This window comes from Pseudoxanthomonas sp. 22568 (assembly GCF_052044485.1).
GTDB classification, from domain to species: Bacteria; Pseudomonadota; Gammaproteobacteria; order Xanthomonadales; family Xanthomonadaceae; genus Pseudoxanthomonas_A; species Pseudoxanthomonas_A beigongshangi.
In genome coordinates this window covers 12158-36102 of record NZ_JBQENC010000025.1, presented here as the reverse complement: position 1 = coordinate 36102, position 23945 = coordinate 12158, and the positions used below count along the sequence as shown (strand labels likewise).

The following is a 23945-nucleotide window of genomic DNA, read 5'->3' as shown; positions in this document are numbered from 1 at the left end:
CGGCAATCTTGCGCGAGGCCGCTTCGATGTCGCGCATGGTGGTGACGACCTGGCCGACGACGTTGCCGCCTTGCGAAGCCACCGAGGCGGCACCGATGGCGAGCTGGTTGGCCTGGCGGGCGGAGTCGGCGTTCTGGCGCACGGTGGAGGTCAGTTCCTCCATGGAGGCGGCGGTTTCTTCCAGGTTGGCGGCCTGCTGCTCGGTGCGGCGGGACAGGTCGGCGTTGCCGGAGGCGATTTCCCCTGCCGCCGTGTTGATGGCGGTGGAGGCGTCCTGGATGCGGGAGACGATGTCGGTGAGCTGGGCGACGGTGGCGTTGGCGTCATCGCGCATGCGGGCGAACACGCCGTGGAAATCCCCTTCCATCCGCACCGTCAGGTCGCCCTGCGAGAGCGCGGACAACACGTATTGGAGTTTGGACAGATTGCCCTGCAGGACCTCGAATAGCGCGTTGATGCTGCGCGCCAACGGTTGCAGGTAGCCCTGCTTGCCGGACACCTCGATGCGGCCCGCGAGGTCGCCCTCCGCCGCCGCGCGCAGCAGCGCGGTGATCTCGCGCTCCACCATCTTCTCCATCGCCAGGCTCTTCCATTCCAGGGTGGCACCCATCCGTTCGCTGTCGATCCGGATCGGGCTGGCGACCAGCAGATAATCTTGCTCGCCCAGCGTGAGGGTCTGTTCGAAACCTGCCTCCTCGTCCTGTATGCGTCGCGCCATCGGCGCCAGCGTGTCATCCAGCTTTTCCAGCGGCAGGCCGTCCGGCGCCGCGATGCCGTGACCCGCCAGCGCCTCGCGCAGACCGTGGTTGGCGAAAGCGATCGTGCCGTCGGCGGCGAGCACCATCAATCCCGCATGCGCGTGGTCCATCGCCTGGCGGATGCGCGCGTTCTCGCGGGCCGCCGCGCGCTCGCCGGCGATGCGTTCGCGCAGGCGGGCCTGCATGTGCGCCAGCGATGTCATCAGCTGGCCGATTTCGTCATGCGGATTGTCGACCCGCACGGCCGTGTCGAGGCGGTCGTCGGCGATGGCGCCCGCCACTTCGGCGGCTTCGGCCAGGGGCCGGCGCACCGCCCGCAGCACTGCCCACAACACGCCGCCCAACACCAGGGCGACGCCGGCGAGCGTCACCACGAACAACACCGCCATGCCGAACCGTTGCGAGCGCTGCTGGCGCGCCGCGACGGCCAGCCCGCGTTCGCGGGCCTGCTCCAGATCCGCCAGCGCCGGCGCGATGGCGGCGGCGGTGTCTTCCAGCGACGAGACTTCCACGTCCAGTCCGACCCGCGCGGCGGTATACGCCAGCAGTGCCGCCTGGTAAGCCTCCGCCTGCTGGCGAAGCTCGTCGCGCCGAACCTCGTCGATGCGGCTCGCCGACAGCGCCAGTTCGAACGGCAGCTTCTCCTCGCTGACCCGGTCCGCCAATGCGGAATCGCCGCTGCGAAGGAACTCGCTCTCGAAACGGCGCATCCGCTGCATCGGGGCGTCCAGCGCCACGACCTGCTCGGACTGCACCGCCTCTTCCAGCGCCTGGCCGGAACCGCGCAAGGTCGCGGACAGGCTGGCGTCGCCCTGTCCCATCTCGTCCACCCGCGCGTTCAGCGCATCGATGCCGGCGGCGAACTCGTCGATGCGGCCGGCCGCCGCGTCCAGCAGTTTCCTGTCCGCCGCGCCGGCCGGATGCTTGCGCAGTCGTTCCAGATCGCGACGCAAACGCTGCTGCGCCTGCCGCAGGGCATCGCGATCGGCGTCATCCAGGCGGGTCGCATAGACCGTCTGCAATCGCCGGGTCTGCTCGACCTGGCGCTCCAGCGCGGCGAGCAGCGCACCGTAGCCCTGTTGCGCCTGGAAGCTGGCGGCGGCGCGCGCCTGTCCGGTGCTGGCCTGCCAATACGACAGCGCGATCAGCGACAATCCCGCGCCGGCCACCCATGCGCACAGGCGCAGCTTGCCGGCTATCGTCATCCGCCCCAGCCACCGTGTCAGCGCGGCGTGGGTGTCGCGGAAGGAAAGGCGTCGGGGAAACGGGCGCTTCCAGGAGAAAGGCAGGCGGAAGGCGGTCGGCATGGCGGACTCCGGGCAGAATTCCGCATCGGTATCGGCCGGTTCCTTCTGGACTTTAATGCCGGTTTTCAGGCCGTTTGCGCAGTGCATCGGCGGCAACGATGTTGTACCCGGTGTGTGCGACACCGCGATGACGTCGCGTGATCACCGCCATGTCGAAGCGCCACTTGCAGATGACGGAACGTCATCAGCCGCGTCGCGGAACTGTCATGAAGGCGCGCTAGGTTCGCGGCCCCATGTGCACACCCGATTCCGCCGTCTCGTCTGATCCGCTGCTGGACATGGTCCTGCGTGGCCGCGAACTGCTGGCGGCGTTCCAGCCGGTGGTGCGATTGGAGGACAACAAGGTGGTCGCGCACGAGGGGCTGATGCGCATCGCCGGCCGCGCCTGCTCGCCGCTGGAGCTGCTGGATCGCGCGCGCGCCGCCGGCCGCCTGGGCGAACTGGAGACCGTCGCCGCCGGCACGCTGGCGCGCAGCTTCGACTTCGATCGCGGCGGCCGCCTGCTGGTCAACCTGAGCGCCCACGCGATCCTGCAGGGCGCGCTGCGCCCGCAGCAGGTCATCGAGGTGCTGCTGTCGGCCGGCCGCGACCTGGGCCGCTTCGTCATCGAGATCACCGAACGCGACATCGTCGAGGACGTCGGCCAGCTGGCCGACGCGCTGGGCTACCTGCGCGCGGCCGGCATCCGCATCGCCCTGGACGACTTCGGCAATGGCCATTCCAACTTCGAGCTCTGGCACGAGTTGTCGCCGGAGTACGTCAAGCTCGACCGCTACCTGATCCACCACATCGCCGACAGCCCGGGTCGGCTGAGCATCGTCCGCTCGCTGGTGCAGGTGGCCGAAAGCCTGGGCGCCGAACTGGTCGCCGAAGGTGTCGAACGCCTGCAGGACCTGGCGATCATCAAGGATCTCGGCATCCCCTACGCGCAGGGCTACCTGCTGGGACGCCCGGCCAGCGAGGTGGCGCTGGCGGTGCCGGCGGAAGTCCGCGAGGCGCGTTTCGAGAAATTGCCGGTGTGGCCGCGCGCGCGGCGCGCCTCCGATTTCCGCGGGGTCACCGCCGCGCACCTGCTGATCGATGCGCCGTCGCTGACCGACGAGGCAAGCAACTTCGATGCGGAACAGCTGTTCCGCAATCATCCCGATTTGCCGTCGCTGCCGGTGGTGGACGCCGATGGCCAGCCACTGGGCCTGATCAACCGGCGGGTATTCAATGAACGCATGGCGGTGCCGTTCGCACGCGAGCTCAACGGCCGAAAATCATGCGTACTGCTGATGCACGCCGCGCCGATCGTCTGCGACGTCGGCCAGAGCATCGACGCTATGTCGGAAATCCTGCTGGGCGAGGATCAGCGCTACCTGTCGGATGGCTTCATCATCACCCGCGACGGTCGCTACCTGGGCGTGGGCACCGGCGAAGCACTGGTGCGACGGGTGACCGAACTGCGCATCGAGGCTGCGCGCTACGCCAATCCGCTGACCCTGCTGCCCGGCAATATCCCCATCTCCGAGCATATCGGCCGCCTGCTCGAAACCGGTCGCTCCTTCGTCGCGGCCTACTGCGATCTCAACAGCTTCAAGCCGTACAACGACCAGTACGGCTACTTCCGCGGCGACCGCATGATCCGGCTGGTCGCCTCCACCCTGCTCAAGCACGTGGCGCCGAGCATGGATTTCGTCGGCCATGTCGGCGGCGACGATTTCGTGGTGCTGCTGCAGAGCGAGGACTGGGAGCGGCGCTGCCGCGACATCATCGCCGACTTCAACGCCGCCTCGCGGGCGCTGTTCGACGAACCGGACCTGGCGCGTGGCGTGCTGGAAAGCGAAGACCGCAGCGGCCGCTACACCACCTTCCCGCTGACCACCCTGACCATCGGCGTGGTCCAGGTGGACCCGGCCCGCTACGACAGCGCCGAGCAGGTCGCCTCCGACGCCGCTGCCGCCAAACGGCACGCCAAGCGGCACGGCCTGGGCCTGCACGGCGTGGCAACCGCGGAACCGGTCACGGAATAGGATCGCCGGCGCCGGCTGTCACACAATCAGAACGCGGCCTTCGTATAGTCCGCCGCATGGAGACCTTGGCCGAAATCCGGATTGCTCTGGATGCCGCCAGCGACCGGCTGGCGCGTGGCCTCGTGCGCCAACCCGCACAGGAATTCCTGGACGACCTGTGGACCCGCGTCTATGCCGGCGCGCCGGTGGACCTGCAACCCTACGTCTGGTCGCGCCTGGTCGAACTCGGCGCCGGCCTGATGCTGCCGGCGGACCAGAGCAGCCGCTTCCCGCCGCCAGCGAGCCACTACCGCCTCTGATCGCCGTTCAGGCCGGCAGGGCCTGCGGTCGCTCGCCGGGACAATAGCCGCGAAGATAATCCATGTGCGCAGGCAGCTGGCGCACGGTGGCGTCCACGCCTTCCCGGATCTCGCGCATGAAGCGGGCCAGTTCGGCTTCGCCCATCACGTCGGCCAGCGGGTGATGGCGCTTCGGGACGATGCCTTGCCCGGTCATCACCTGGATCCAGGAGTTCTCCGCGAACAGCTCCGTCGGCACGTGGTAGACATTGCCCGTCTCCCGGAACAGATCGATCCGCCGCTGCAGCGACGGCGGCAGCTCCATCGTCCCGACCGTGCGCCAATAGGGCGTGTCCCGGCGCCGGGTCGCATGGTAGTGCAGGACGACGAAATCCCGGACGTGCTGCAATTCCGCGTCCAGGCGCGCGTTGTAGTCGTCGATGGCTTCCTGGGTGATGACATGCGGAAAGGCATGCAGCAGGCGCAGGATGCCTCGCTGGATCAGATGGATGGTGGTGGATTCCAGCGGTTCGATGAAGCTGCCCGCAAGCCCCAGCGCCACGCAGTTCCGGCTCCAGCACTTGTGCCGCTGGCCAGGCCGGAACCGCACCGGCCAAGGCTGCTTGATGATCTCGCCTTCCAGGCTGGACAGGAACTCCTCGCGCGCCTCGTCGTCGCCGATGAAGCGGCTGGAGTACACGATGCCGTTGCCTACCCGGTGCTGCAGTGGAATCCGCCATTGCCAACCCGCCTTGCCGGCGATCGCGCGCGTGTACGGCACCGCGTCGCGCACGGCGGTGGTCTGGGTGGCGAGTGCACTGTCATTGAGCAGCCAGTGCGACCAGTCAGTGAATCCCACGTTGAGCGCCTTGCCGATCAGCAACGCGCGAAAGCCCGTGCAGTCCAGGAACAAGTCGCCCTCGATCACGTCGCCATTCTCCAGGCGCAACGCGGCGATGCAGCCCGACGTCTCGTCGACCTGCACGTCCGCGATCTTGCCTTCCACCCTGCGGACCCCGTAGCCCTCGCTGAAGCGGCGCAGGAAGCGTGCGTACAGGCTGGCGTCCAGGTGATAGGCGTAGTTCATCTGGTAGCGCGGCAGGTGCGCGAACCGGTCCTCCAGCGCCGCCTTCAATTCGATGCAGTAATCGTCGTAGCTCCCCGCCAGCCCCAGCGCATGGGCGCGCATCCAGAAATGGTGGAAGTTCGCCATCCAGTGATCGCGCCCGGTGACGCCGAACGAGTGGATGTAGCGATGCCCCACTTCGCGCCAGCCTTCGAAGGAGATGCCGAGCTTGATCGTGCCCTGGGTGGCGGCCATGAACTCCTGCTCGTTGATCTCCAGCAGGCGATGGAAGGTCACGAGGGTGGGAATGGTGGCTTCGCCGACGCCCACCGTCCCGATCTCCTCCGATTCCACCAGGGTGATGTCCAGTACCCTGCCCAGCATCCGTGACAGTGCCGCCGCCGCCATCCAGCCCGCCGTGCCGCCGCCGGCAATGACCACGCGCCTGACGGTTTTTCCGTTGATGCCTTCGGCCTGCGCCATGATGTCTCCTCAGCGGTTGAGTCTTTTCAGCAGGCGTGCGCGCAACTCGCGCGCCCGGTTCTCGTCCATCGGCCCGAGCACGCGGCGGGCGGCTTCCGGCATGTGCCCGGCGGTGGCTTCGCTGGGCAGGAACACGTAGTGATCGAACACGTCTCGCCAGATGGCACGCTGTTCCAGCGGAAGATCGCGCACCGTCATCAGCGCCAGCATCAGCGCGTTCATCGGCGTGTCCATCCAGGCCGGCGATTGCCGCCACCAGTAGTTGACCAGCACATTGAAAGGTTCCAGTCCCTCCATGTGGTGCCACCACATCGACGGAATCAGCACCGCGTCGCCGGGCGCCAGTTCGGCCACCCGCGCGTGTTTCCACGCCTCTGCGAAGCGCGGGTGGCGCTCCAGATCGGGCGCGGCGAAATCGACCAGGCTGATCGGCTGCCCCGCCGGGGTGAAATCGAGGGGTCCCACGTACAGGTTCGCGAGCTGATCCGGCGGGAACAGGGTGACGCGCCGCCGGCCGGCGACGACGCAGGCCAGGTTGTCGGGCACGTCCTGGTGCGCGGCGATGCGGGTCCGGTTGCCGATCCAGATGCTTGCCAGCGCCTCGCGCTCGCCGAGCCAAAGATCGTTGTGTTCGCGGAATCCGGGCAGCCAGGTATCGAGAGTGGTGGAGGCGACGTAGATGGCCGGCGGCGCCGGGTCTGGCAGGTATTTGCGCAGCGTGTCCAGCGCCACGCCCAGCGGCACCTTTTCCTGCCTGAAATTGAATCCCTGCAGATCCGCGTCATAGAAGAATCGGCCGCGGATGTCCGGAGGCCCGACCGTCGCCACCACCGGCGGCGCGCCGGGACGCTCGAAGCCCTTCAGGTACGCGATCGCCTCCTCCGTCGAGCGCCGCGCTGCCTGGACCATCGGCCAATGGGCAACCAGTCCGCGCAGGATCACCGGCCGGGACGAGCCCAGCAGCCGTGCCGGCAACGCCTGCGGGTCGACGTCGTTGACCTCCTCGATGGGTTCAGCGGCACGCAGCATGACGGCCATTGAGCCTGGCGATGAGGTCGCGAAAATTGGAGAGCGAGGCAATCGCCATGTAGATCGCTTCCAGGTGGCCGGCGGCATGCAGGCTGGCCAGTGCCCCGGCGTCCAGCGCTTTCAGGCGTTCCTCGTGGATCGTGTGGAAGCCCGCCAGCCGGCATGGCGTACCGTCATCCAGGGAGATATCGAGTACGAAGGATTCCAGCAGGCCGTGCGCCAGCAATGCGGCCGACAGCACCGGGTTGGCGGCAAGCCCGTCGTGCAACGCCAGCAACACGGAGTTGATCCGCTCCAGGTAGTCGCTGGTTCCGCCATGTTCGCGGAACACGGCCTCTCCCGAATGCCCGCCAACGCGAGGGTGATCCAGATCCACATGGATGAGCAGTTCCCCGCCCGAGGCGCCGATCAGGAAAGGCTGCCGCTCCACCGACAGCGGAAGATAGGGTGCCTGCCAGTCGTCCCCTTCCAGGAACAGGTTCTGCCCCGGCTGGAACCCGAACAGCGCCACCGGCTGGAAGCTACCGTCCTGCAGGCGCTGGAACACGATCGGATAGTGCGGCTGGATGGCGCGGAACTCGGCCGGGAAGATCGGCGCCAGCATGACCGCGTCGCCCAGCGCCTCGCCGCGGCGGACGTCGATACGCAGATCGCGGTGATCGATGTTGTTGAGCAGGGCGTGTCGGGGCATTGCGGGAACCGTGCTGTCCGGGCTAGCCCATGATAGGCCGGACCCGCGCGTTGGCGGTGGCCCGGCCTTTCATGGGCCTGGTTTCAGAACTTGTAGCGCAGCCCGAACATGTAGCGTGGCCCGTTCTGGGTGACCCACAGCGCCTGGTTCACGTGCCGCCCATGGACGCGCTGGGTTTCGTCGGTCAGGTTGATGCCTTCCAGGCTCAGGCTCAGGCGGTCGTTGAACTGGTAGCTGATGTTGGCGTCCAGTTGCCCGTAGGGCTCGGTGTAGTTCGGATTGGGCCCCTGGCCATCGAAGCGGCTCGACAGGAACCTGTCGCGCCAGTTGTACGCCAGTCGTATCTGCCACTTGTCCTTGTCGTAGAACCCGACCACGTTGAAGGAATCGCTAAGACCTTCCAGCGCGAACTGTTCGCCGAGATTGTAGTTGTCGTAGGTCAGGCTCGAATTGACGATGGTGTAGTTGGCGGCGATGCCGAAACCGGTGTCCTCGATCATGTGCTGGACGTTGAATTCCCAGCCATCCAACGACGCCGATTTCTGGTTGGCCGGCACCGTGATGTCGAAACTGGCGACGGGATCCCCCGGCTGACCGACGATGGTTCCGGTCTCCTCGCCGTTGCTGTTGGTGCCGGTATGGGTCACCCCGGGGTCGCCATCATGATTGCGGAAGATGTAGTTGCGAATGCACACCATGTCGGTGGCTGGGCACCCCGCATCGATCGCATTGTTCCAGTAGGTGCCGCCCACCGGCGTATGCAGCCCGAAGGAGGTATCCGCGATCTGGGTGGTGCCGATGTAGTTGTCGATGTTCTTGCGGAAATAGCCCACCGAAACGAAGCTTGCCTCGCCGTAATACCACTCGAACGAGACGTCGAAGTTGTCCGACACGAGCGGCTTGAGCGCCGGGTTGCCCTGGCTGCCATCGCCACCGTCCACGCGCACGATGTTGGCGATGGTCTTGCCGCCCTGGATCTGCTCCCAGCCGGGCCGGCCGATGGTTCGGCCGTAGCTGGCACGCAGGACCATGTTGTCGCTCAGGTCCGCGCGCAGATCGAGATTGGGCAGCCAGTAGGCGTAGTCGCCTTCCAGCTGGGTGAAGCCGGCCTCGCCGTAGTTCACCACCATCTCGTTGGCGGAGAGCCAGGTGATGGTCTGTCCGATCGGCACCAGCGCGGTGGATTCCACGTCGGTCTTTTCGTAGCGGACCCCGACCGCGGCGTGGATGGGCACCTTCCAGTCCCAGGTCGTGGTCCACTGCAGGAACGCGCTCTTTGACTTTTCCGTCGTGCGCATGTCGCGGGTGAACTCGTCCGGTGCCACGTAGCAGGTCGGGCATGCCGGATTGTTCTCATCGCCGACCTGCGCCGCGCGCTGGCGCAGGCGTTCGAAGTCGAACACCAGGAACCGGCTGCTCCAGCGGGGGTCGCTGTGGTTGTCGAAGCTGCTGAAGTAACGCGACATGTCGTCCGCGTACCAGATGTCGTCGTCGTAGTCGCCGGGCTGGCCCACGCCGCCCCAGGTATCGCGCTGCATGTACCCGTAGGCCGTGCGGTTCTGCACTTCGGTCGAGGCCACGCCGAAATCCAGCCCGGAGTAGTCGCCGAACTTGAAGCGTCCCTTGACCTGTCCCTGTTCCACTTCCGACTTGGTGTAGCTGTTGTGGAAGACCGATCCGGTCACCAGCGCGCGCGAAGGTTCCACTCCACCATTGGGGAACTCCATGTGCACGATTGGCAGCGGACGGCTGTAGTCGACGGTGGTGGTGCCGCGCACGAAGGCCGCCGCGGCCAGCACGCCGGCCGATCCATAGGGGCTGTCCGGCATCGTCTCGGCGGTGGAGTCGTGATAGTCGAATTCGAGGTTCAGCGCGTCGTTGACCTCCCACTCGACGTTGAAGCCAAGCGACTTGTTCTCGCTCTTGGTGGCGAACTGCGCACCGCCCATCGCCACGTCCGCCGTCCCCGAGGTGAACTCCGAGTAGGAGGTCGGCGCCGATACCGGACCATCGGTCCAGGTGCTCTCGCCCGGCTGGTAGTTGAACCAGACCGAAAGCTCGCTGCGCTGCTGCTGGATCTTGTTTTCCGAATAGGTGTAGTCCAGCGTCGTGGTCACCCGGTCGGTGGGAGCCCATTGCAGGACGAGCTGGCCGTTGGTGCGCTGGCGCTGCACGCCGTTGACGCTGTAGCCGGTGTTCTGCGGCCGCGAATAGACGTCGTTGGGTCCCGGCCGGTTGGTGATGAGCTCGGAGTTGGGTTCGCCCGGTTGCGGCAACCGGTTCCAGCTGGTGGTGTCATCGCCACGGAACTTGGCCCAGCCGTTGGCGACCGACGCCTGGCTGAAACCGAAATCACGCTCCTGGTAGCTGGCCGACAAAGCCACGCCGAACTTTCCGTCGGCGAAGGTGTTGCTGAAGATGCCCGAGATTTCCGGGGTGACCGACTCGCCCTTGAAGGTGCGGGGCAGATTGTCCACCGTGGTGTCGTTGACGGCCTTGAGTCCGACACTGGCGACCAATCCGGGATTGTCGAGCGGGCGTGCGGTCTTGATGTTGATGGTCGCGCCGATGCCGCCGCTGGGCGTGTCCGAGCGCGCCGTCTTGTAGACCTCGATGGCGCTGATCGCTTCGGAGGCCAGATTGGCGAAATCGAAGGCGCGCGAATTGGAAACACCCGCACCGCCGGTCCCCAGCAAGCCGCCCGGCATCTGCCTGCCGTTCAACAACACGAGGTTGAAGTCCGGTCCGACGCCGCGCACGGTGACCTTGGAACCCTCGCCGAGCGAGCGATCGATGGACACGCCGCTGATCCGCTGCAGGGATTCTGCGAGGTTGGTGTCGGGGAACTTGCCGATGTCCTCGGCAACGATACCGTCGATCACGCCCTGTGAATCACGCTTCAGGTTCATCGACGACATGAAACTGCCACGGATACCGGTGACCGTGACGGTATCGAGAGTGGCTGGGTCAGCCTGCGGCGGCGTGCCCTGCGCATTCCCCTCGTTCTGCGCGCTTTCCTGCGACCAGGCCGGACTGGCCAATGCCAGCAACAGTGCCGACGTCAGGAGTTTCTTCTTCGGAACGAACTGCACCTGCTTCATGGATCTTCCTCCCCGGAAATTCACGAACTGCACGACGCGCGTTTGCTCAGGCGATAGCTGTCACCTCTGCTGGCGCCGAATTGGACGCCCGATTGACAGCGTTGTCAACTTTCGTGTCATTTTTGCTTTTTGTTGTTTAAAAACACTTGTTTTCAGCCCTTTCCGTCATTTGTGCAATGCAGCTGAAATCGTTTTCCAGTCATTGGGCCAGCAATATTCTTCTACTGAAATTCGTTTCATTTTTTCTATACACGTGTACATAAACACGCGGGAAGAACGACTCGCGTGTGGCACGCCGCGCTGTTTTATCTGGCGTAGACACTCACTTGTCCGCCGATGTCCCGCGCATGTCCGATATGGACTTGATCGGACAACGGACCTAGCGTGCGCGCGGCGGGTGCCCCGTCGACTCGCGGAACAGCACTTCGTGCTCCACATGCACCATCCGCCCAGCATCGGGGGAGCGGATCCTCGCCAACAGTTCCATCGTCGCCATTCGCCCCATCTCGGAAGTCGGTTGACGCACCGTGGTCAGGGCGGGATGAATGTGTCGCGCGATAGGCGTGTCGTCGAATCCGCAGATGGAAAGGTCGGCGGGCACACGAAGTCCGCGCAGGGAAGCAACACGGATACAACCCGCCGCCATGTCGTCGTTGGCCGCGAAGATGGCCGTGGGCGGGTGTGCCATGTCCAGCAGGCGATGTGCGGCTTCGATGCCCGATTCGAAGGAGAACCTTCCCTGCACGACCAGGCCTGGCTCTTCGTCGATGCCCGCCGCTTTCAGCGCCTGCCTGTAGCCGCGGTAGCGCCAGAGGCAGGCCCCATGCGCGGGCGGTCCCTTGATGTGCCCGATCCGGTGGTGCCCCAGCGCGATCAGACCGCGAACCAACTCGATGACCGCCGCGGTCTCGTCCATCATCACGCCGATTCGCCCCGTCGAATGCCTCGGCGCGATGCAGGCGAAAGGAACCTCATGTTCTTCGAGGTATTCCAGCACCGTCGCGTCGTCGGTCAGGGGAGGAATCAGCACCACGCCATCCGGCGCGAAATGCTCGAAAACGGCCCTGAGGTCCGCTGCCTTCCGCAGGCGTGGCGCGCCGACCGGTGCCAGCACCAGGTTGTAGTGACTGGCGCGGCATGCCTCCAGCATTCCGCCCTGCACTTCCATCAGGTAATTGCGCGAAGGGTTGTTGTAGACCAGCGCCACCGTGTATGAGCGCTGGCCGGCCAGGCTGCGTGCCGAGAGGTTCGGCCGGTATTGCAGCGCCTCCACGGCCTGCATCACCCGCTGGCGCGTTTCCTCGCGCACGTTGGGTTCATGGTTCAGCACCCGGGAGACGGTCTTCATGGACACACCCGCCGCCGCCGCCACGTCCTCGATTCGACTGCGCATTCTTCATCCGCCCCCGTCGCGACGCCGCAACCAATGACCGCACATTCGGACGCCGCACCTGGCAGCCGCTGTCCCGACGCGGTGCGTCGAATGGCGGCATGGTTTAGCAGTCACATGACAGCGCTGTCAACCCATGCCCGGATCCCAGACGGATGCCCCGGCCCGTGATTTCACTGCGATGCGGCGACCCGGAATGGGAAGTTCGCGTATGCGGCATGCCCCCGCCCGTCATGCACCTCCACGAACAGCCGATAGTTGCCGGCGACCACGGGCGCCTGGAAGGAAATGCCTCCACGGCCATCCTCCTCCCCTTTGAACGCAACCGTGGGCGGCACGGCTTCCGCGTCGCCCCCCACGGTGGTGGCCCTGCTCTCTTCGCGGATCCGCCAGCGGAACGTCAACCGGTCGGCATCCGGATCCTCGCTGGTGGTCCGGGCGGTGACGCGTTGTCCGGGCCGCAAGACCAGACTGCTTTCCGCTTGCTTCCCGTCGATGGCAATCGGGGTGATTGATGGCGCGCGATTTCGTGGCCATTGGCCGGTCCACAGGTATTGCATCGTATCGACGCCCGGGGTGCTTTCCCCACTCGCCAGGAACAGGCCGTACCAAGTGGGCGTTCGCTCCTGCTTGTCGCCCCAGAGAAACACGTAGGAACCCAACCCCTGGCGGGTATCGCGCGCGATCACGCGCTGGTAGCGCTCCTGGAGCCATGCCGCCTTCCGCGACGCATCGCCCTCGATGGGCGCGCCCCAATCGGTCTGCGGGCTTTCCCAATGCCCGGTCGGTCCCCACTCGGTGACGACGTAAGGCCCCGTCCAGCGGCTGCGTTCCAGCTTCGCAGGAAGATCCACGATATCTCCGTACAGCTGGATCCCGACCAGGTCCAGGGCTGGCGCGCGCGTCCTGATCAGCTCCATCAAATCCGGGTCGAATCCCGCCAGCGTGGTCATCACCGGATGATGGGGATCCTCGCGATGGATCATGACCGCCAGGTCGTTGACGGCGTTCCATACCCGTGGATCGCGGGACTCGAGGTTCAGTTCGTTGCCGACCACCCACATCAGCACCGCGGGATGATTCCGGTAGAGACGTACCTCCTCGCGGACGCGCTTCCACTGCCTTTCCACGGCCGCCGAGTCGCCGTAATCGAAACCGTGGCGTTCCCGCGCGACTTCGATGCCCATCGCCACCATCAGGCCGTTGCGCCGCGCCCGATCCAGCATGCCGACCACCCTGGCCCGATCCGTACCGGTGCTCCAGGTCCGGAACGAGTTTCCACCGCGCGCGGCGAGTTCTTCCTGGTTGCCATCCGCCAGTCCCGCGCCACGGATCAGGAACGGATGACCGTCCACGGTGAGCCGATAACCGTCCGGTCCCTCGCTGATCTGGACGTGTGCAGGTATCGCCGGGTCCTCGGATGCCAGCGCCACCAGCGGAACCAGACAGCACCAGAGCAGGATGTTTCGCATGGGAACTCTCCAGGCAAGCGCCGTGGCATCGCGCCCGCGGTGCTCCATGGTCCCGCATCAGGTCCCGCCACGCCAGTTGTTGCCTCAGACGAACGGCTGATCGATGGCCGGCGAAGGCGGCGTGAACCAGCGCGCACCTTCGTCGGTGACGTGGAAGTGATCTTCCAGGCGCACGCCGAAACGACCGGGCACCACGATCATCGGTTCGTTGCTGCAGCACATGTCCGGCTGCAGCGCGCTGGCATTTCCGCGCACCAGATACGGCGCTTCGTGCACCGACAGCCCGCAACCGTGCCCGGTGCGATGCGGCAATCCGGGCAGCCGGTAGTCCGGTCCCAGCCCGGCGGACTCCAGCACGCGTCGCGCCGCCTGGTCCACGCTTTCGCAGGACACGCCGGGCCGCACCGCCGCGAACGCGGCCGCCTGCGCGGCCTGTTCCAGATCCCAGATACGACGCTGTTCGTCATCGGCGCGACCGTGGATCCAGGTGCGGGTGATGTCGGAGTGGTAGCCCTGCACGCTGCAGCCGGTATCGATCAGGACCAGATCGCCTTCGCGCAGCGACTGCACGCCCGGCACGCCATGCGGAAACGCGGTGGCGTGGCCGAACTGGACGATGCAGAACGTGGAACCGGCATCGGCGCCCAGCGCGCGGTGGGCATCGTCGATGAAGCGCACCAGTTCGGCGGTGGTGGTGCCTTCGCGGGCGATGCCGGCCGCCAGCCGGTGCACCTGCAGGGTCATGTCGCAGGCCTGCTGCATCAGCGCCAGCTCCGCCGGCGACTTGCACATCCGGCAACCGTCGATGATCCCGCCCGCCTCGCAGATGCGGCGTGCGTCCAGGTGTTCGCACAGGCCATGGTGAATCGCGAAGGCGGCGGCCGGATCCAGTGCCAGCGTGCGCGCGCCACGCTCCTTCATTGCCTGGGCCACGCGCGCATAGGGGTCCTCGTCTTCTTCCCACAGGCGGGGTTCGACTTGAATCTTCAGCACCGCCTCCAGCGAACCGGCTTCGAATGCAGGACAAATCATCACCGGCAGGCCATTCCCGGTGATCAGCAGGGCCACCAGCCGCTCGCTGGCGCCCCACGGAACCCCGCAGAAATATCGCAGCGAGGCACCCGCGTTGACCAGCAGCGCATCCACGCCGCGCGCCCGCATCAGCACGCGCGCGCGTTCGATTCGCTGCTGGTACTCCTGCGCGGCGATGGGCGCGGCACGCCGTTCCCATGGATGCAGCATGCCGGTCGCCTGCGTCGGCGAGAGATGGCCGATCTGCGCACTCATTCCGGCATCTCCAGATCGCGATCGGTCCAGCTGCCGTCGACGAGTCTCGGCACGCGGCCGGGATTGCGGTTCCGCAATGGCGCGGGCAACAACGCGTCGGGCACCTGGTCGTAGCTGTGCAGGGCTGCGAAGCGCCTGATCGCACCCGGCATCCCGACCGAGCTGAAGCCCGGATGGCTCGCGCTCGGCCAGGGGCCGCCGTGGTTCATCGCCGCGCTGACCGCCACGCCGGTAGGCATGCGGTTGGCGATCAGGCGTCCCACTTTCGCGCGCAACGGCGGCGCCAGCTGTCGCCACAGGTCGGCGTCGCTACCGTCTTCGGCCAGGTAGATCGTGCCGGTCAGCTGGCCTTCCAGCGTGCGGATGATGGCGTCCATCTGCGCGGGATCGCGTACGCGCACCAGCAGCGTGACGGGTCCGAAGGCTTCCCGCTGAAGCGCGTCCGCGGCGGCGAGGAAGCGCTCGCCGTCCACGCTCAGCAGTACCGGACGACAGCGGAAACCACCGCCGCTGGCGACACCACCACCGGCCAGCGGCGTGGCGCCCGCCGCGATCAGCGCTTCCACGGCGGCACGCAGGTGGCGCTGGCCGCCGCGCGACAGCAGCAGGCCTTCCGGCGCCTCGGCGAAACCGCGGCGCGCGGTGTCGACGAAGACGTCGCCATCGTTGCCCTCGGGCACCAGCACCAGCCCTGGGTTGGTGCAGAACTGGCCGGCGCCGAGCGTGCAGGAGGACAGCAGTTCCTGCGCCAGCGTCTCCGCGCGCGCGGCCAATGCCCCTGGCAGCATCAGTACCGGATTGATGCTGGAGAGTTCGCCGTAGAACAGCACGCCGGCCGCGTCCGCGGCGCGCTTCAAGGCGACGCCGGCGGCACGGCTTCCGGTGAATGCGACCGCGCCGATCCGGGCGTCACCGGCGGCGCGCAGGCCAAGCGCTTCCGGCAACTGATACAGCATCTGCACGCTGGCGGCGGGCAGCCCGCTGGCGACCAATGCCTCGTGGGCCAGCCGCGCCAGCTGCTCGCTGGTGCCGGGATGGCCGGGATGCGCCTTGGCGATCACCGGCGTGCGCGCCACCAATGCGGACGCGAAGTCGCTGCCGGAAATTGCGTTGAACGCGAACGGGAAGTTGCCCGGTCCCAGCACCAGCACCGGCTTGCCGAGTGGCGCCAGCCACGCGCGCAGGCCATTGCGGGTGTCGATGGTCGGCAGGGTCCAGGCGTGGCTGCGCGCCGCCTCGGCGGCCAGTCGCAACTGGCCGCAGGTGCGCGGAATCTCGGCACCGAGGAAACGCGGGGAAACCGGCAACCCGGTTTCCCGTTGCGCCAGCGCCGCCAGCGATTCGCGGTTCGCCTCGATGGCGTCGGCGTAGCGCTCCAGGAAATCCACGATGGCGGCCGGATCCGCTGCGGCGAGTTCGTCCACGACGGCGCAGGCCGACGCGATCGCCGTTTCCAGATCGCGCTCGCCGCTGATCGGATACGCGGTGCCGAAAGCTTCGCCGCTGTCCGGATCATCGGCCTGGAACGCATGGGCTCCATTCGCGCCGGATCCATCCTGGCTTTGCCGCCATTGGCCGGCCAGCAGGACCGGCGCCGCCGGCCCGCTCATGACTGCCGCGGCGGATGGGCGATGGCATGACGGATGACCGCCAGCGCCGCTTCGCGTTCGGCGCCTTCCACCGGCAGGCGCGGCGCGCGAACGTGTTCGCTGCCCATGCCGACCTGCGCCTGCACCAGCTTGATCAGCTGGACGAACTTGGCGACCGTGTCCAGCCGCAGCAGCGGCAGGAACCATTCGTAGAGTTCGCGCGCGGCCGTGTAGCCGCCGTCGCGGGCAAGTTCGAACAGGCGCACGGACTCGCGCGGATAGGCGTTCACGAGGCCGGCGATCCAGCCCTCGGCGCCCATCGACAGGCCTTCGACGATCGCATCGTCCATGCCCACCAGCAGCACCAGCTTGTCGCCGGTCAGTTCCTTGATGGCGGCGAAGCGGCGCACGTCACCGGAGGATTCCTTCACCGCGTGCACATGCGGATAGTCGCGCGCCAGCTCGGCAATCTGCGACGGCGTGATGTCGGTCCGGTAGGCGATCGGGTTGTTGTAGATGATGGCCGGAAGGTCCACCGATTCCAGCACCGCGCGCGCATGCGCGGAAGCTTCGTGCCAATCACTGGTGTAGACGTAGACCGGCAGGACCATCATGCCGCGCGCGCCGGCTTCCTTCGCCGCGCGCGCCAGCCGCACCGCCTCGGCGGTGGACAGGGCGGCGATGCCGGGCACGATCGGTGCGCGATCGCCGACCGCCGCGACCAGGGTGCGGATGATCGCGATCTTCTCGTCGAAACTCAGGGTCGCGGCCTCGCCCAGCGATCCCAACGGCACAAGCGCGGTGCAGCCGGCATCGACCAGCTTCCGCGCATGTTCGGCCAGGAAGGCGTGATCGACGCTGCCGTCTTGCGTGAAAGGCGTGGTGATGGCGGGCAGGACGCCGCGCAGGAATTGGCTTGGATTCATGGTGATGCACCTGTCTGGGTAGGAACGGAAAAGTCGGCCAGCGTGTCTATGCGGGCCGGAAACACGGGGGGACGGCGGTCCCCGGCGGAGACGGGGCCGGCGAGCAGCCCCCATTCGGTGAGCGCGGTACCGCAGATGCGGCCCTGGCACGCGCCCATGCCGCAGCGGGTGGCCAGCTTGGCGTCGCGCGCGTCGGCGAACCGCTGCAGTTGATCCACGGTGACGTCCTCGCAGCGGCACACCACGGTGCCGGGCGCGATCGCCGGCCAGTCCGGCGCGTCGGGTTCGAAGTGGCGTTGCAGCCACGTGGCGAAGGCGCGGGCATGCCGTTGCCGGCGGCGCAACGCGACCGGCACCGCGTCCGCGCCGGCGGCGGCGGCATGGCCGGCGATGGCGCCTTCGAGCAGCGCGCTGTCGCGGCCGCCGATGCCGCAGGCTTCGCCCGCCGCGTACACCCCGGCCAGGCTGGTCCGTTGATTGACGTCCACCCGCACGCGCGGATGCCGCGGTGCCGGTTCCAATGCGCAGCCCAGCGACTGCGCCAGTTCGATATTGGGCACCAGCCCGTAGCCGACCGCCACGCCGTCGCAGGCAACGCGCAGGCGTTCGCGGCCGCGCCGGATGTCGACGGCTTCCACGCATCCGCCGCCGTGCGCGGCCAGCACTTCACTGTCGTGCCAGTACGGCACGCGTGCCAGCCGCAGGCGCAGCGCGATCGCCTGCCCGGCCTTGCCCGGCCAGCGCGGCAATCCGGCCGCGAAACGCCACAGGCGCCCAGGCGGGGTCCGTTCGCAGAGGGCGACCACGTGCGCACCGTACCGTTGCAGGGTGTCGGCGGCGGCCAGCAGCAGTGGACCACGACCGGCGACCACGATCCGGCGACCGTCGTAAGGAACGCCCTGCTTGGCCAACGCCTGCGCGCCGCCCGCGCCGGTCACACCCGGCAGCGTCCAGCCGGGAAACGGCAGCAGCAGCTCGCGGGCGCCGGTGGCGAGAATCAAGGCGCGGAAACGCAGGCGCAATGCGCCAGACGGGTCTTCGGCCAGCAGTTCCCCGGTGGTTCCGGCAGTGGCGATGACCTGGGTCTGCGCGTGCCACTGCACGCCGGCGGCCAGCGCCTGCCGCAGATATCCCGTGGCGGGCGTGGCGGACTGGCCGACCGCGTGTCGCCACACCTGCCCGCCCGGCGTGGCCTGCGCATCGACCCAGCCCACCCGCGCGCCATGGCCACGTGCCGCGAGCGCCGCGGCCAGGCCCGCCGGCCCGGCGCCCACGATCAGCACATCGTAGTCGCGCACGCGCTCAGCCATCGGTTTCCACCCGCATGCCGTCGCGTACCGGCGTCATGCACGCGCGTCGCTGGCCGAGGCCGTCGATCTGCACCCGGCATTCGAAGCACACGCCCATGCCGCACAACGGCGCGCGTGGCAATCCACCGACCGAACGGCGTGTCGAGAGCACACCGGCCCGCGCGATCGCGGCCGCCACGCTGCTGCCCGCCGGCACGTCCACCGGCTGGCCGTTCACCCTCACCCGCACCGGGCCGCTCACGACATCCCCCGCGCGGGCGAATACGGTGCCGGGTCGATCGCCGGCTCGCGTCCCAGGAACAGATCCATCAGCAGGCGGGCAGTGCCCAGCGCGGTGGTGATGCCAAGCCCTTCATGTCCGGCCGCCACCCATACGTCGCGCGCATCGGGCATCGGTCCGATATACGGACGCCCGTCCGCCGTGGCCGGGCGAAATCCGGTCCACACGCGGATCGCCTGCACGGATCGCAGGATTGGCAGGTAGTCCAGCGTGCGTGCCAGCATGCGTTGCAACATGGGGATAGACACCGCCGGATCGGTCACGCCTTCCTCGCGGGAAGAACCGATCAGCAGTTGCCCGGTGGGACGCGGCTGCACGTTGAAGGCCACGCTGCTGGTCGCGTTGCCGTGCGCGGAATCGGCATAGCCCAGTTCCAGCAATTGGTGGTGGACGATGCCGGGATGGCGGTCGGTAGTCACCAGTTGCCCCTTGCGCGGACGCAGCGGCAGCCCGGGCAACAACGTCGGCGCCGCGCATCCGGTGGCGACGAGCACCGGCCCGTGCAGGCAGGTACCGTCGTCCAGCTTCACGCCGCCTTCGAATCGCGCCTCTGCACGACGACCAAGGAACAAGTGCAGGCGATGGGTCCGCGCGCGATCGACCAGGCAACGCGCTGCGCGTGGTGGATACACCACCGCCTCCCGCTCGACCCGCAGGCCGCCGGCCACGCCCTGCGCCAGATGCGGTTCCAGTGCCCGCAGGCGTGCGGCATCCAGCGCCTCGGCTTGGATGCCGACGGCCGCCAGGCGCGCGATCTTGGGCGCCACCCGCTCAAGTTCCCGTTCGTCGCGCGCGACCCAGATCGTGCCGCAGCGACTGAATTCGGCCGCGCGCAGATCCGCGAATTCCTCCCACAAAGACAGCGAGTACGCCGCCAGCGCGAGTTCCGCCGGATCCTCGTCCATCGCCACCAGATGCCCCATCGCCGCCGCCGTCGCGCCGCCGCCGATCGGACCCGGCTCGACCAGCGCCACCTTCAGTCCCTCCGCGCAAGCGGCGTCGGCACAGGCCGCGCCAACCATGCCGGCACCGACGACGATGAGATCGAACGTGTTCACCGCGCGCCGTCACCCGTCGCGCCGATGCCCCAGGCAAAGGGATCGGAGGGATCGATGCACAGCTGCGCCCTGGCAGTGAGGTAGGCCTGGCCGGTAATCCGCGGCAGGATGCCGCGGGTGCCGCGCCGGTAATGGCCTTCGAAGCGGGTGCCGAGGATGCCCTGCTGGATCCAGGTCTCGCCTTCGGCGAGTTTTCCGTCGGCGGCCAGGCAGGCCATCTTGGCGCTGGTGCCGGTGCCGCAGGGCGAGCGGTCATAGGCCAGTCCGGGACACAGGACGAAGTTGGCGATCACCCCGCTGCCGTCGCCGGCCGGCGCGTTGAGTTCGATGTGATCGATCTCCGCTCCATCTGCACCGGTGATTCCCGACTTCCGCAAGGCGTTGCCGATGGCTTCGCTGTAGGCGGTCAGCTCGCGCTGGTGGCGCAGCATCAGCGGCAAGGGCGTCTGCGCGGTGATGAAGAACCAATTGCCGCCCCAAGCGATGTCGCCGCGCACACAGCCATGGCCAGGCACGTCGACCGCGACGTCGGCTGCCAGCCGGTAGCTCTCCACGTTGTCGACCGAAACACGGCCGTCGGTGTGCAGTTCCACGCCGACCGTACCCACCGGCGTCTGCAGACGATGCGCGCCCGGCGCCAGCCGCCCCAGCGCATGCAGGGTCCGCACGACGCCGATGGTGCCGTGCCCGCACATGCCCAGATAGCCGACGTTGTTGAAGAAGATGACGCCCGCCGCGACATCCGGTTCGGTCGGCGGCAGCAACAGCGCCCCCACCACCGTGTCCGAGCCACGCGGCTCGCACACGATGGCGCTGCGCCAATGATCGAAATCCTGGCGGAAGCGGCGCAGTTGCGCCGCCGGATCGCCACCGCCGAGATCGGGAAAACCGGCCACGACCACCCGGGTGGGTTCACCGGCGGTGTGCGAATCGATGACGTCGAGTGTCTGCATGGCGGACATGCTTTCATCCGCGGGTTGGCAGCGGATAGCCGGCAATGTCCGGTGCCGATGCGGAATTCGGCATGATTTTGACGCGACCGGAACGATGCGCCGCAGCATTTCCATCCCTGCCGGATGGCATTGACATATCGGCGCGAATCACTGTTATGGTGCTTCTCGGAGAGGGGTATACGGTATCCGCGGAAATGCGGATCCATTACCGCCACGGTGCCGCGCCGGCGTCGTGGCGGATGCCGAATGCCGCAGGATTGCGAACGCGGCGCGCGCCCTGGCGGTGCGTGGACGCGCATGCACTCTCCGCGTTTCGCCGCCATGCGGCGATCCCGCCGTCGCCATCGGAGTCCATGCCCATGCCGTTCGACATCGACATCCCGTCACAGGAATTGCAGGCGCTCTACGACGCGCTGCCGGACGTGGTGTTCTTCATCAAGGATGCGCAGGGCCGCTATACCCATTGCAATCTCACCCTGATGCGCCGGCTGGGTCGCAAGCAGCGCGCCGACGTGCTCGGCAGGACCACCGTGGAAGTGTTCCCGCAACGCTTCGGCGACAGCTACCAGCAGCAGGATCTGCGCGTGCTGCGCGGCGAGATCATCGAGAACCAGCTGGAAGTCCACCTTTTCCCCAATCGCATGCCGGGCTGGGCGCTCACCTTCAAGCGGCCGGTGTTGCAGGCCGGCGCGGTGGTCGGGCTGATCGGCATCTCGCGCGATCTCGGCCAGCCGGACAATCGCCATTCCACCTTCCCGCGCCTGATGAAGGTGGTGGACCACATGCAGGAGCACCACGGCGAGAACGTCCGCATCACCGCCCTGGCGGATCTCGCCGGCCTGTCGGTCGCCCAGCTGGAAAGGCACTTCCGCCGCGTCTTCCAGCTCACCCCGCAGCAGATGCTGACCAAGCTGCGCATCGAGACCGCGATGCGCCTGTTGCAGGACGATGCCAGCATCGCCAGCATCGGCCAGGCCTGCGGTTTCGCCGACCAGAGCGCGTTCACCCGCCAGTTCAAGGCCACCGTGGGCATGACCCCGCGCGACTATCGCGCGCTTGGCCGGCATCCGCGCGCGGCGCCGATCGCCGGCACCTGACCGCCGCCCTGCGGGGGCGCGCTACTGATCGTCCTCCGCACCCAGATCCAGCTGCGTGGCGGGCAGGCCGGTGGCGGCACCCCAGCAATAGGCCAGCAGGGCGACCACCGCCACCGCCGTGGCGTCCCAGGGATGGACGAGCATGCCGCGGCCACCGAACGAGCCCAGGTACGACACGCCGATCATCATCAGGTAGAACCCGATCAGCCATAGCGAGGAGCGGATCTGCGCGCGCAGCGGCAGCTGTCCCGCCGGCATCAGCCGCGCGCAGGCCAGGTAAATCAGATAAAGCAGCACCTGCAGGCCCAGCAGCCAGGACACGGTGGACCAACCGGACCAGTAGACGATCAGCGAGGCCACCACGAAAGCGAGAGGTCCAAGCACGTCCAGCGCCTTCACCCGGAATGGCCGGTCCAGTCCGGGCGCGCTGCGGCGCAGTGCGGCGGCGGTGACCGGTGCGACGGCGTAGCTCATCATCAGCGCGGCCGACACCACGTTGATCATCGCTTCCCACGACGGAAACGGCAGCGTCCAGAACACCGAGAGCGCGAAGGTCAGCCACAGGGCCGGGCGCGGGATGCCGGATGACACCCCGACCCGGGTGAACAACCGGAAGAACGTACCGGTCCGCGCCCAGCCATAGATCACCCGCGGAGTGGCGTTCATGTAGATGTTGCCGGTACCGCTGGGTGAAACGATGGCATCGGACACGACCAGCACCGCCAGCCAGCCGGCGCCCAGCGCCAGCGCGATGTCGCGGTACGGCAGCGAGTACTCGCCACCGACCGGTCCCCAACCCTGCGTCAATGCCGATGCCGGCACGCTGCCCAGGAACACCACCTGCAGCAGCACGTAGATCAGCGTGGACAACATCACCGACAGCAGCAGCGCGATCGGAATGGTCCGCTGCGGATTCCGCACCTCGCTGGCCACGGAGATGATCGGTGTCAGCCCCAGGTAGGCAAAGATGATGCCGCCGCCGGATACCGCCGCCCCCACGCCGGCCATGCCGAACGGCGCGAAGCCGTGATCGGACAGGTTGGCTGGCTGGAAATGCAGCGCGAGCACGCCGATCACCAGCATCGGCACCACGAACTTGAACGCGCTGACGATGTTGTTCGCCAATGCGAAGGTCCGGATGCTGAAATAATTCAGCAGGAAGAACAGGCACAGCAGCAGGAACTGCAGGGTCCAGCCGGCCAGGCTGGCATCGCCGGAACCAGGCTTGTTCATCCAGGGAAACCAGGCCGCCGCGTACTGCCGCGCCGCCACCACTTCGATGGCAATCAGGCTGGAGAACGCGATCAGCGTGATCAGTCCCATCAGGTAACCCAGCAGCGGTCCATGTGAAAAGGTGGGATAGCGGATGATTCCGCCCGCGCGCGGCAGGGCGGCGCCGAGTTCGCAGTAAATCAGGCCCAGCAAGAGCACCGCCACGCCACCGATCAGCCAGGAGAGAATTCCCGCGGGGCCGGCAATCGACGCCACGTGGCTGGCCGCGAACAGCCAGCCGGATCCAAAGATGGCGCCGAGCCCGATCAGGGTCAGGTCCGCCACGGAAAGACTTCGTTTGAACTTGCCCTGCTGCATGCCATCCCCCCCGGGTAGCTCGTTGCCTTGTCGCGCTCCGCCCGCGGCCCCACCGGGAACCGCGGGCGATTCGTCCCGCCGTGTCGTGTCCGGTGCATCCGGTCGTGCGTGGCGGTCAATGGAGTCTAGAAAGCGCGTTTTGCCCGGGTCTTGGCGGATTCCGTCGGTCCTGGCGGCGAAGTGAGCACAAACCCGTTTCCATTTTTCCCGTTTTGTCGGGATCGGGGATTGGCATCAAGCATGTCATCTGCAAACCCAGTGACGG

General features: G+C 67.3%; 18 protein-coding genes. 3 read left to right on the top strand and 15 right to left on the bottom strand.

All coding sequences use genetic code 11. The annotated features are described in order from the left end of the window. Positions 1-2065: HAMP domain-containing protein (locus ACTJI2_RS19660; protein ID WP_440843084.1), on the bottom strand; the 2065-nt coding region annotated here is incomplete at its 3' end. Positions 2066-2298: 233 nt separating this feature from the next. Between ACTJI2_RS19660 and ACTJI2_RS19655 the strand changes: the two genes are divergently transcribed. Both ACTJI2_RS19655 and ACTJI2_RS19650 read left to right on the top strand, forming a co-directional pair. Beyond that, the gene (locus ACTJI2_RS19655) at positions 2299-4080 is read left to right on the top strand and encodes an EAL domain-containing protein (protein WP_440843083.1); all 1782 of its coding nucleotides are present in this window, start codon (positions 2299-2301) and stop codon (positions 4078-4080) included. A 56-nt stretch (positions 4081-4136) separates the two neighbouring features. Next, positions 4137-4379 (top strand): hypothetical protein, encoded by a 243-nt coding sequence (locus tag ACTJI2_RS19650; RefSeq protein ID WP_183639438.1) that lies wholly within the window; start codon positions 4137-4139, stop codon positions 4377-4379. 7 nt (positions 4380-4386) lie between these two features. Here ACTJI2_RS19650 and ACTJI2_RS19645 read toward each other — a convergent pair whose 3' ends face one another. The 13 genes from ACTJI2_RS19645 to ACTJI2_RS19585 form a co-directional block, all read right to left on the bottom strand. Further along, on the bottom strand, positions 4387-5907 hold the full coding sequence (locus ACTJI2_RS19645) for a tryptophan halogenase family protein (protein ID WP_192199595.1): 1521 nt from the start codon (positions 5905-5907) through the stop codon (positions 4387-4389). Between the two features lie 9 nt (positions 5908-5916). Beyond that, positions 5917-6936, bottom strand: a complete 1020-nt coding sequence (locus ACTJI2_RS19640; protein WP_440843082.1) for a cupin-like domain-containing protein — start codon at positions 6934-6936, stop codon at positions 5917-5919. Beyond that, positions 6920-7627 (bottom strand): SapC family protein, encoded by a 708-nt coding sequence (locus ACTJI2_RS19635; RefSeq protein WP_440843081.1) that lies wholly within the window; start codon positions 7625-7627, stop codon positions 6920-6922. Before ACTJI2_RS19635 ends, ACTJI2_RS19640 begins: the two co-directional genes overlap by 17 nt. 83 nt (positions 7628-7710) lie before the next feature. Next, positions 7711-10728 carry a TonB-dependent receptor gene (locus tag ACTJI2_RS19630; RefSeq protein ID WP_440843080.1) on the bottom strand — a complete coding sequence of 1006 codons (3018 nt, stop codon included), beginning with the start codon at positions 10726-10728 and terminating at the stop codon, positions 7711-7713. A 379-nt stretch (positions 10729-11107) separates the two neighbouring features. After that, the gene (locus ACTJI2_RS19625; protein WP_192199592.1) at positions 11108-12121 is read right to left on the bottom strand and encodes a LacI family DNA-binding transcriptional regulator; all 1014 of its coding nucleotides are present in this window, start codon (positions 12119-12121) and stop codon (positions 11108-11110) included. 170 nt (positions 12122-12291) lie between these two features. Continuing rightward, positions 12292-13590, bottom strand: a complete 1299-nt coding sequence (locus ACTJI2_RS19620; RefSeq protein ID WP_440843079.1) for a glycoside hydrolase family 2 TIM barrel-domain containing protein — start codon at positions 13588-13590, stop codon at positions 12292-12294. Positions 13591-13674: 84 nt separating this feature from the next. Next, a complete protein-coding gene (locus ACTJI2_RS19615; protein WP_440843087.1) occupies positions 13675-14955 on the bottom strand; it encodes a M24 family metallopeptidase in 1281 nt (426 codons plus the stop codon). Continuing rightward, entirely contained in the window at positions 14874-16487 is a 1614-nt protein-coding gene (locus ACTJI2_RS19610) for an aldehyde dehydrogenase family protein (RefSeq protein WP_440843078.1), read from the bottom strand. Before ACTJI2_RS19610 ends, ACTJI2_RS19615 begins: the two co-directional genes overlap by 82 nt. Further along, the gene (locus ACTJI2_RS19605) at positions 16484-17392 is read right to left on the bottom strand and encodes a dihydrodipicolinate synthase family protein (protein WP_440843077.1); all 909 of its coding nucleotides are present in this window, start codon (positions 17390-17392) and stop codon (positions 16484-16486) included. Before ACTJI2_RS19605 ends, ACTJI2_RS19610 begins: the two co-directional genes overlap by 4 nt. Beyond that, positions 17389-18702 (bottom strand): FAD-dependent oxidoreductase, encoded by a 1314-nt coding sequence (locus ACTJI2_RS19600; protein WP_440843076.1) that lies wholly within the window; start codon positions 18700-18702, stop codon positions 17389-17391. Before ACTJI2_RS19600 ends, ACTJI2_RS19605 begins: the two co-directional genes overlap by 4 nt. Beyond that, the gene (locus ACTJI2_RS19595; protein WP_183639448.1) at positions 18695-18943 is read right to left on the bottom strand and encodes a (2Fe-2S)-binding protein; all 249 of its coding nucleotides are present in this window, start codon (positions 18941-18943) and stop codon (positions 18695-18697) included. The genes ACTJI2_RS19600 and ACTJI2_RS19595 overlap by 8 nt, the downstream gene beginning before the upstream one ends. Beyond that, positions 18940-20004, bottom strand: coding sequence for an NAD(P)/FAD-dependent oxidoreductase (locus tag ACTJI2_RS19590; RefSeq protein WP_440843086.1), 1065 nt, complete (start codon positions 20002-20004; stop codon positions 18940-18942). The genes ACTJI2_RS19595 and ACTJI2_RS19590 overlap by 4 nt, the downstream gene beginning before the upstream one ends. A gap of 32 nt (positions 20005-20036) precedes the next feature. After that, complete coding sequence (locus ACTJI2_RS19585) at positions 20037-20993, bottom strand: proline racemase family protein (protein ID WP_440843085.1); 957 nt, start codon at positions 20991-20993, stop codon at positions 20037-20039. A gap of 359 nt (positions 20994-21352) precedes the next feature. Between ACTJI2_RS19585 and ACTJI2_RS19580 the strand changes: the two genes are divergently transcribed. Then, positions 21353-22090, top strand: coding sequence for an AraC family transcriptional regulator (locus ACTJI2_RS19580; protein WP_183639450.1), 738 nt, complete (start codon positions 21353-21355; stop codon positions 22088-22090). A gap of 21 nt (positions 22091-22111) precedes the next feature. Here ACTJI2_RS19580 and ACTJI2_RS19575 read toward each other — a convergent pair whose 3' ends face one another. Continuing rightward, complete coding sequence (locus ACTJI2_RS19575) at positions 22112-23680, bottom strand: APC family permease (protein WP_440843075.1); 1569 nt, start codon at positions 23678-23680, stop codon at positions 22112-22114. Between the last annotated feature and the right edge of the window lie 265 nt (positions 23681-23945).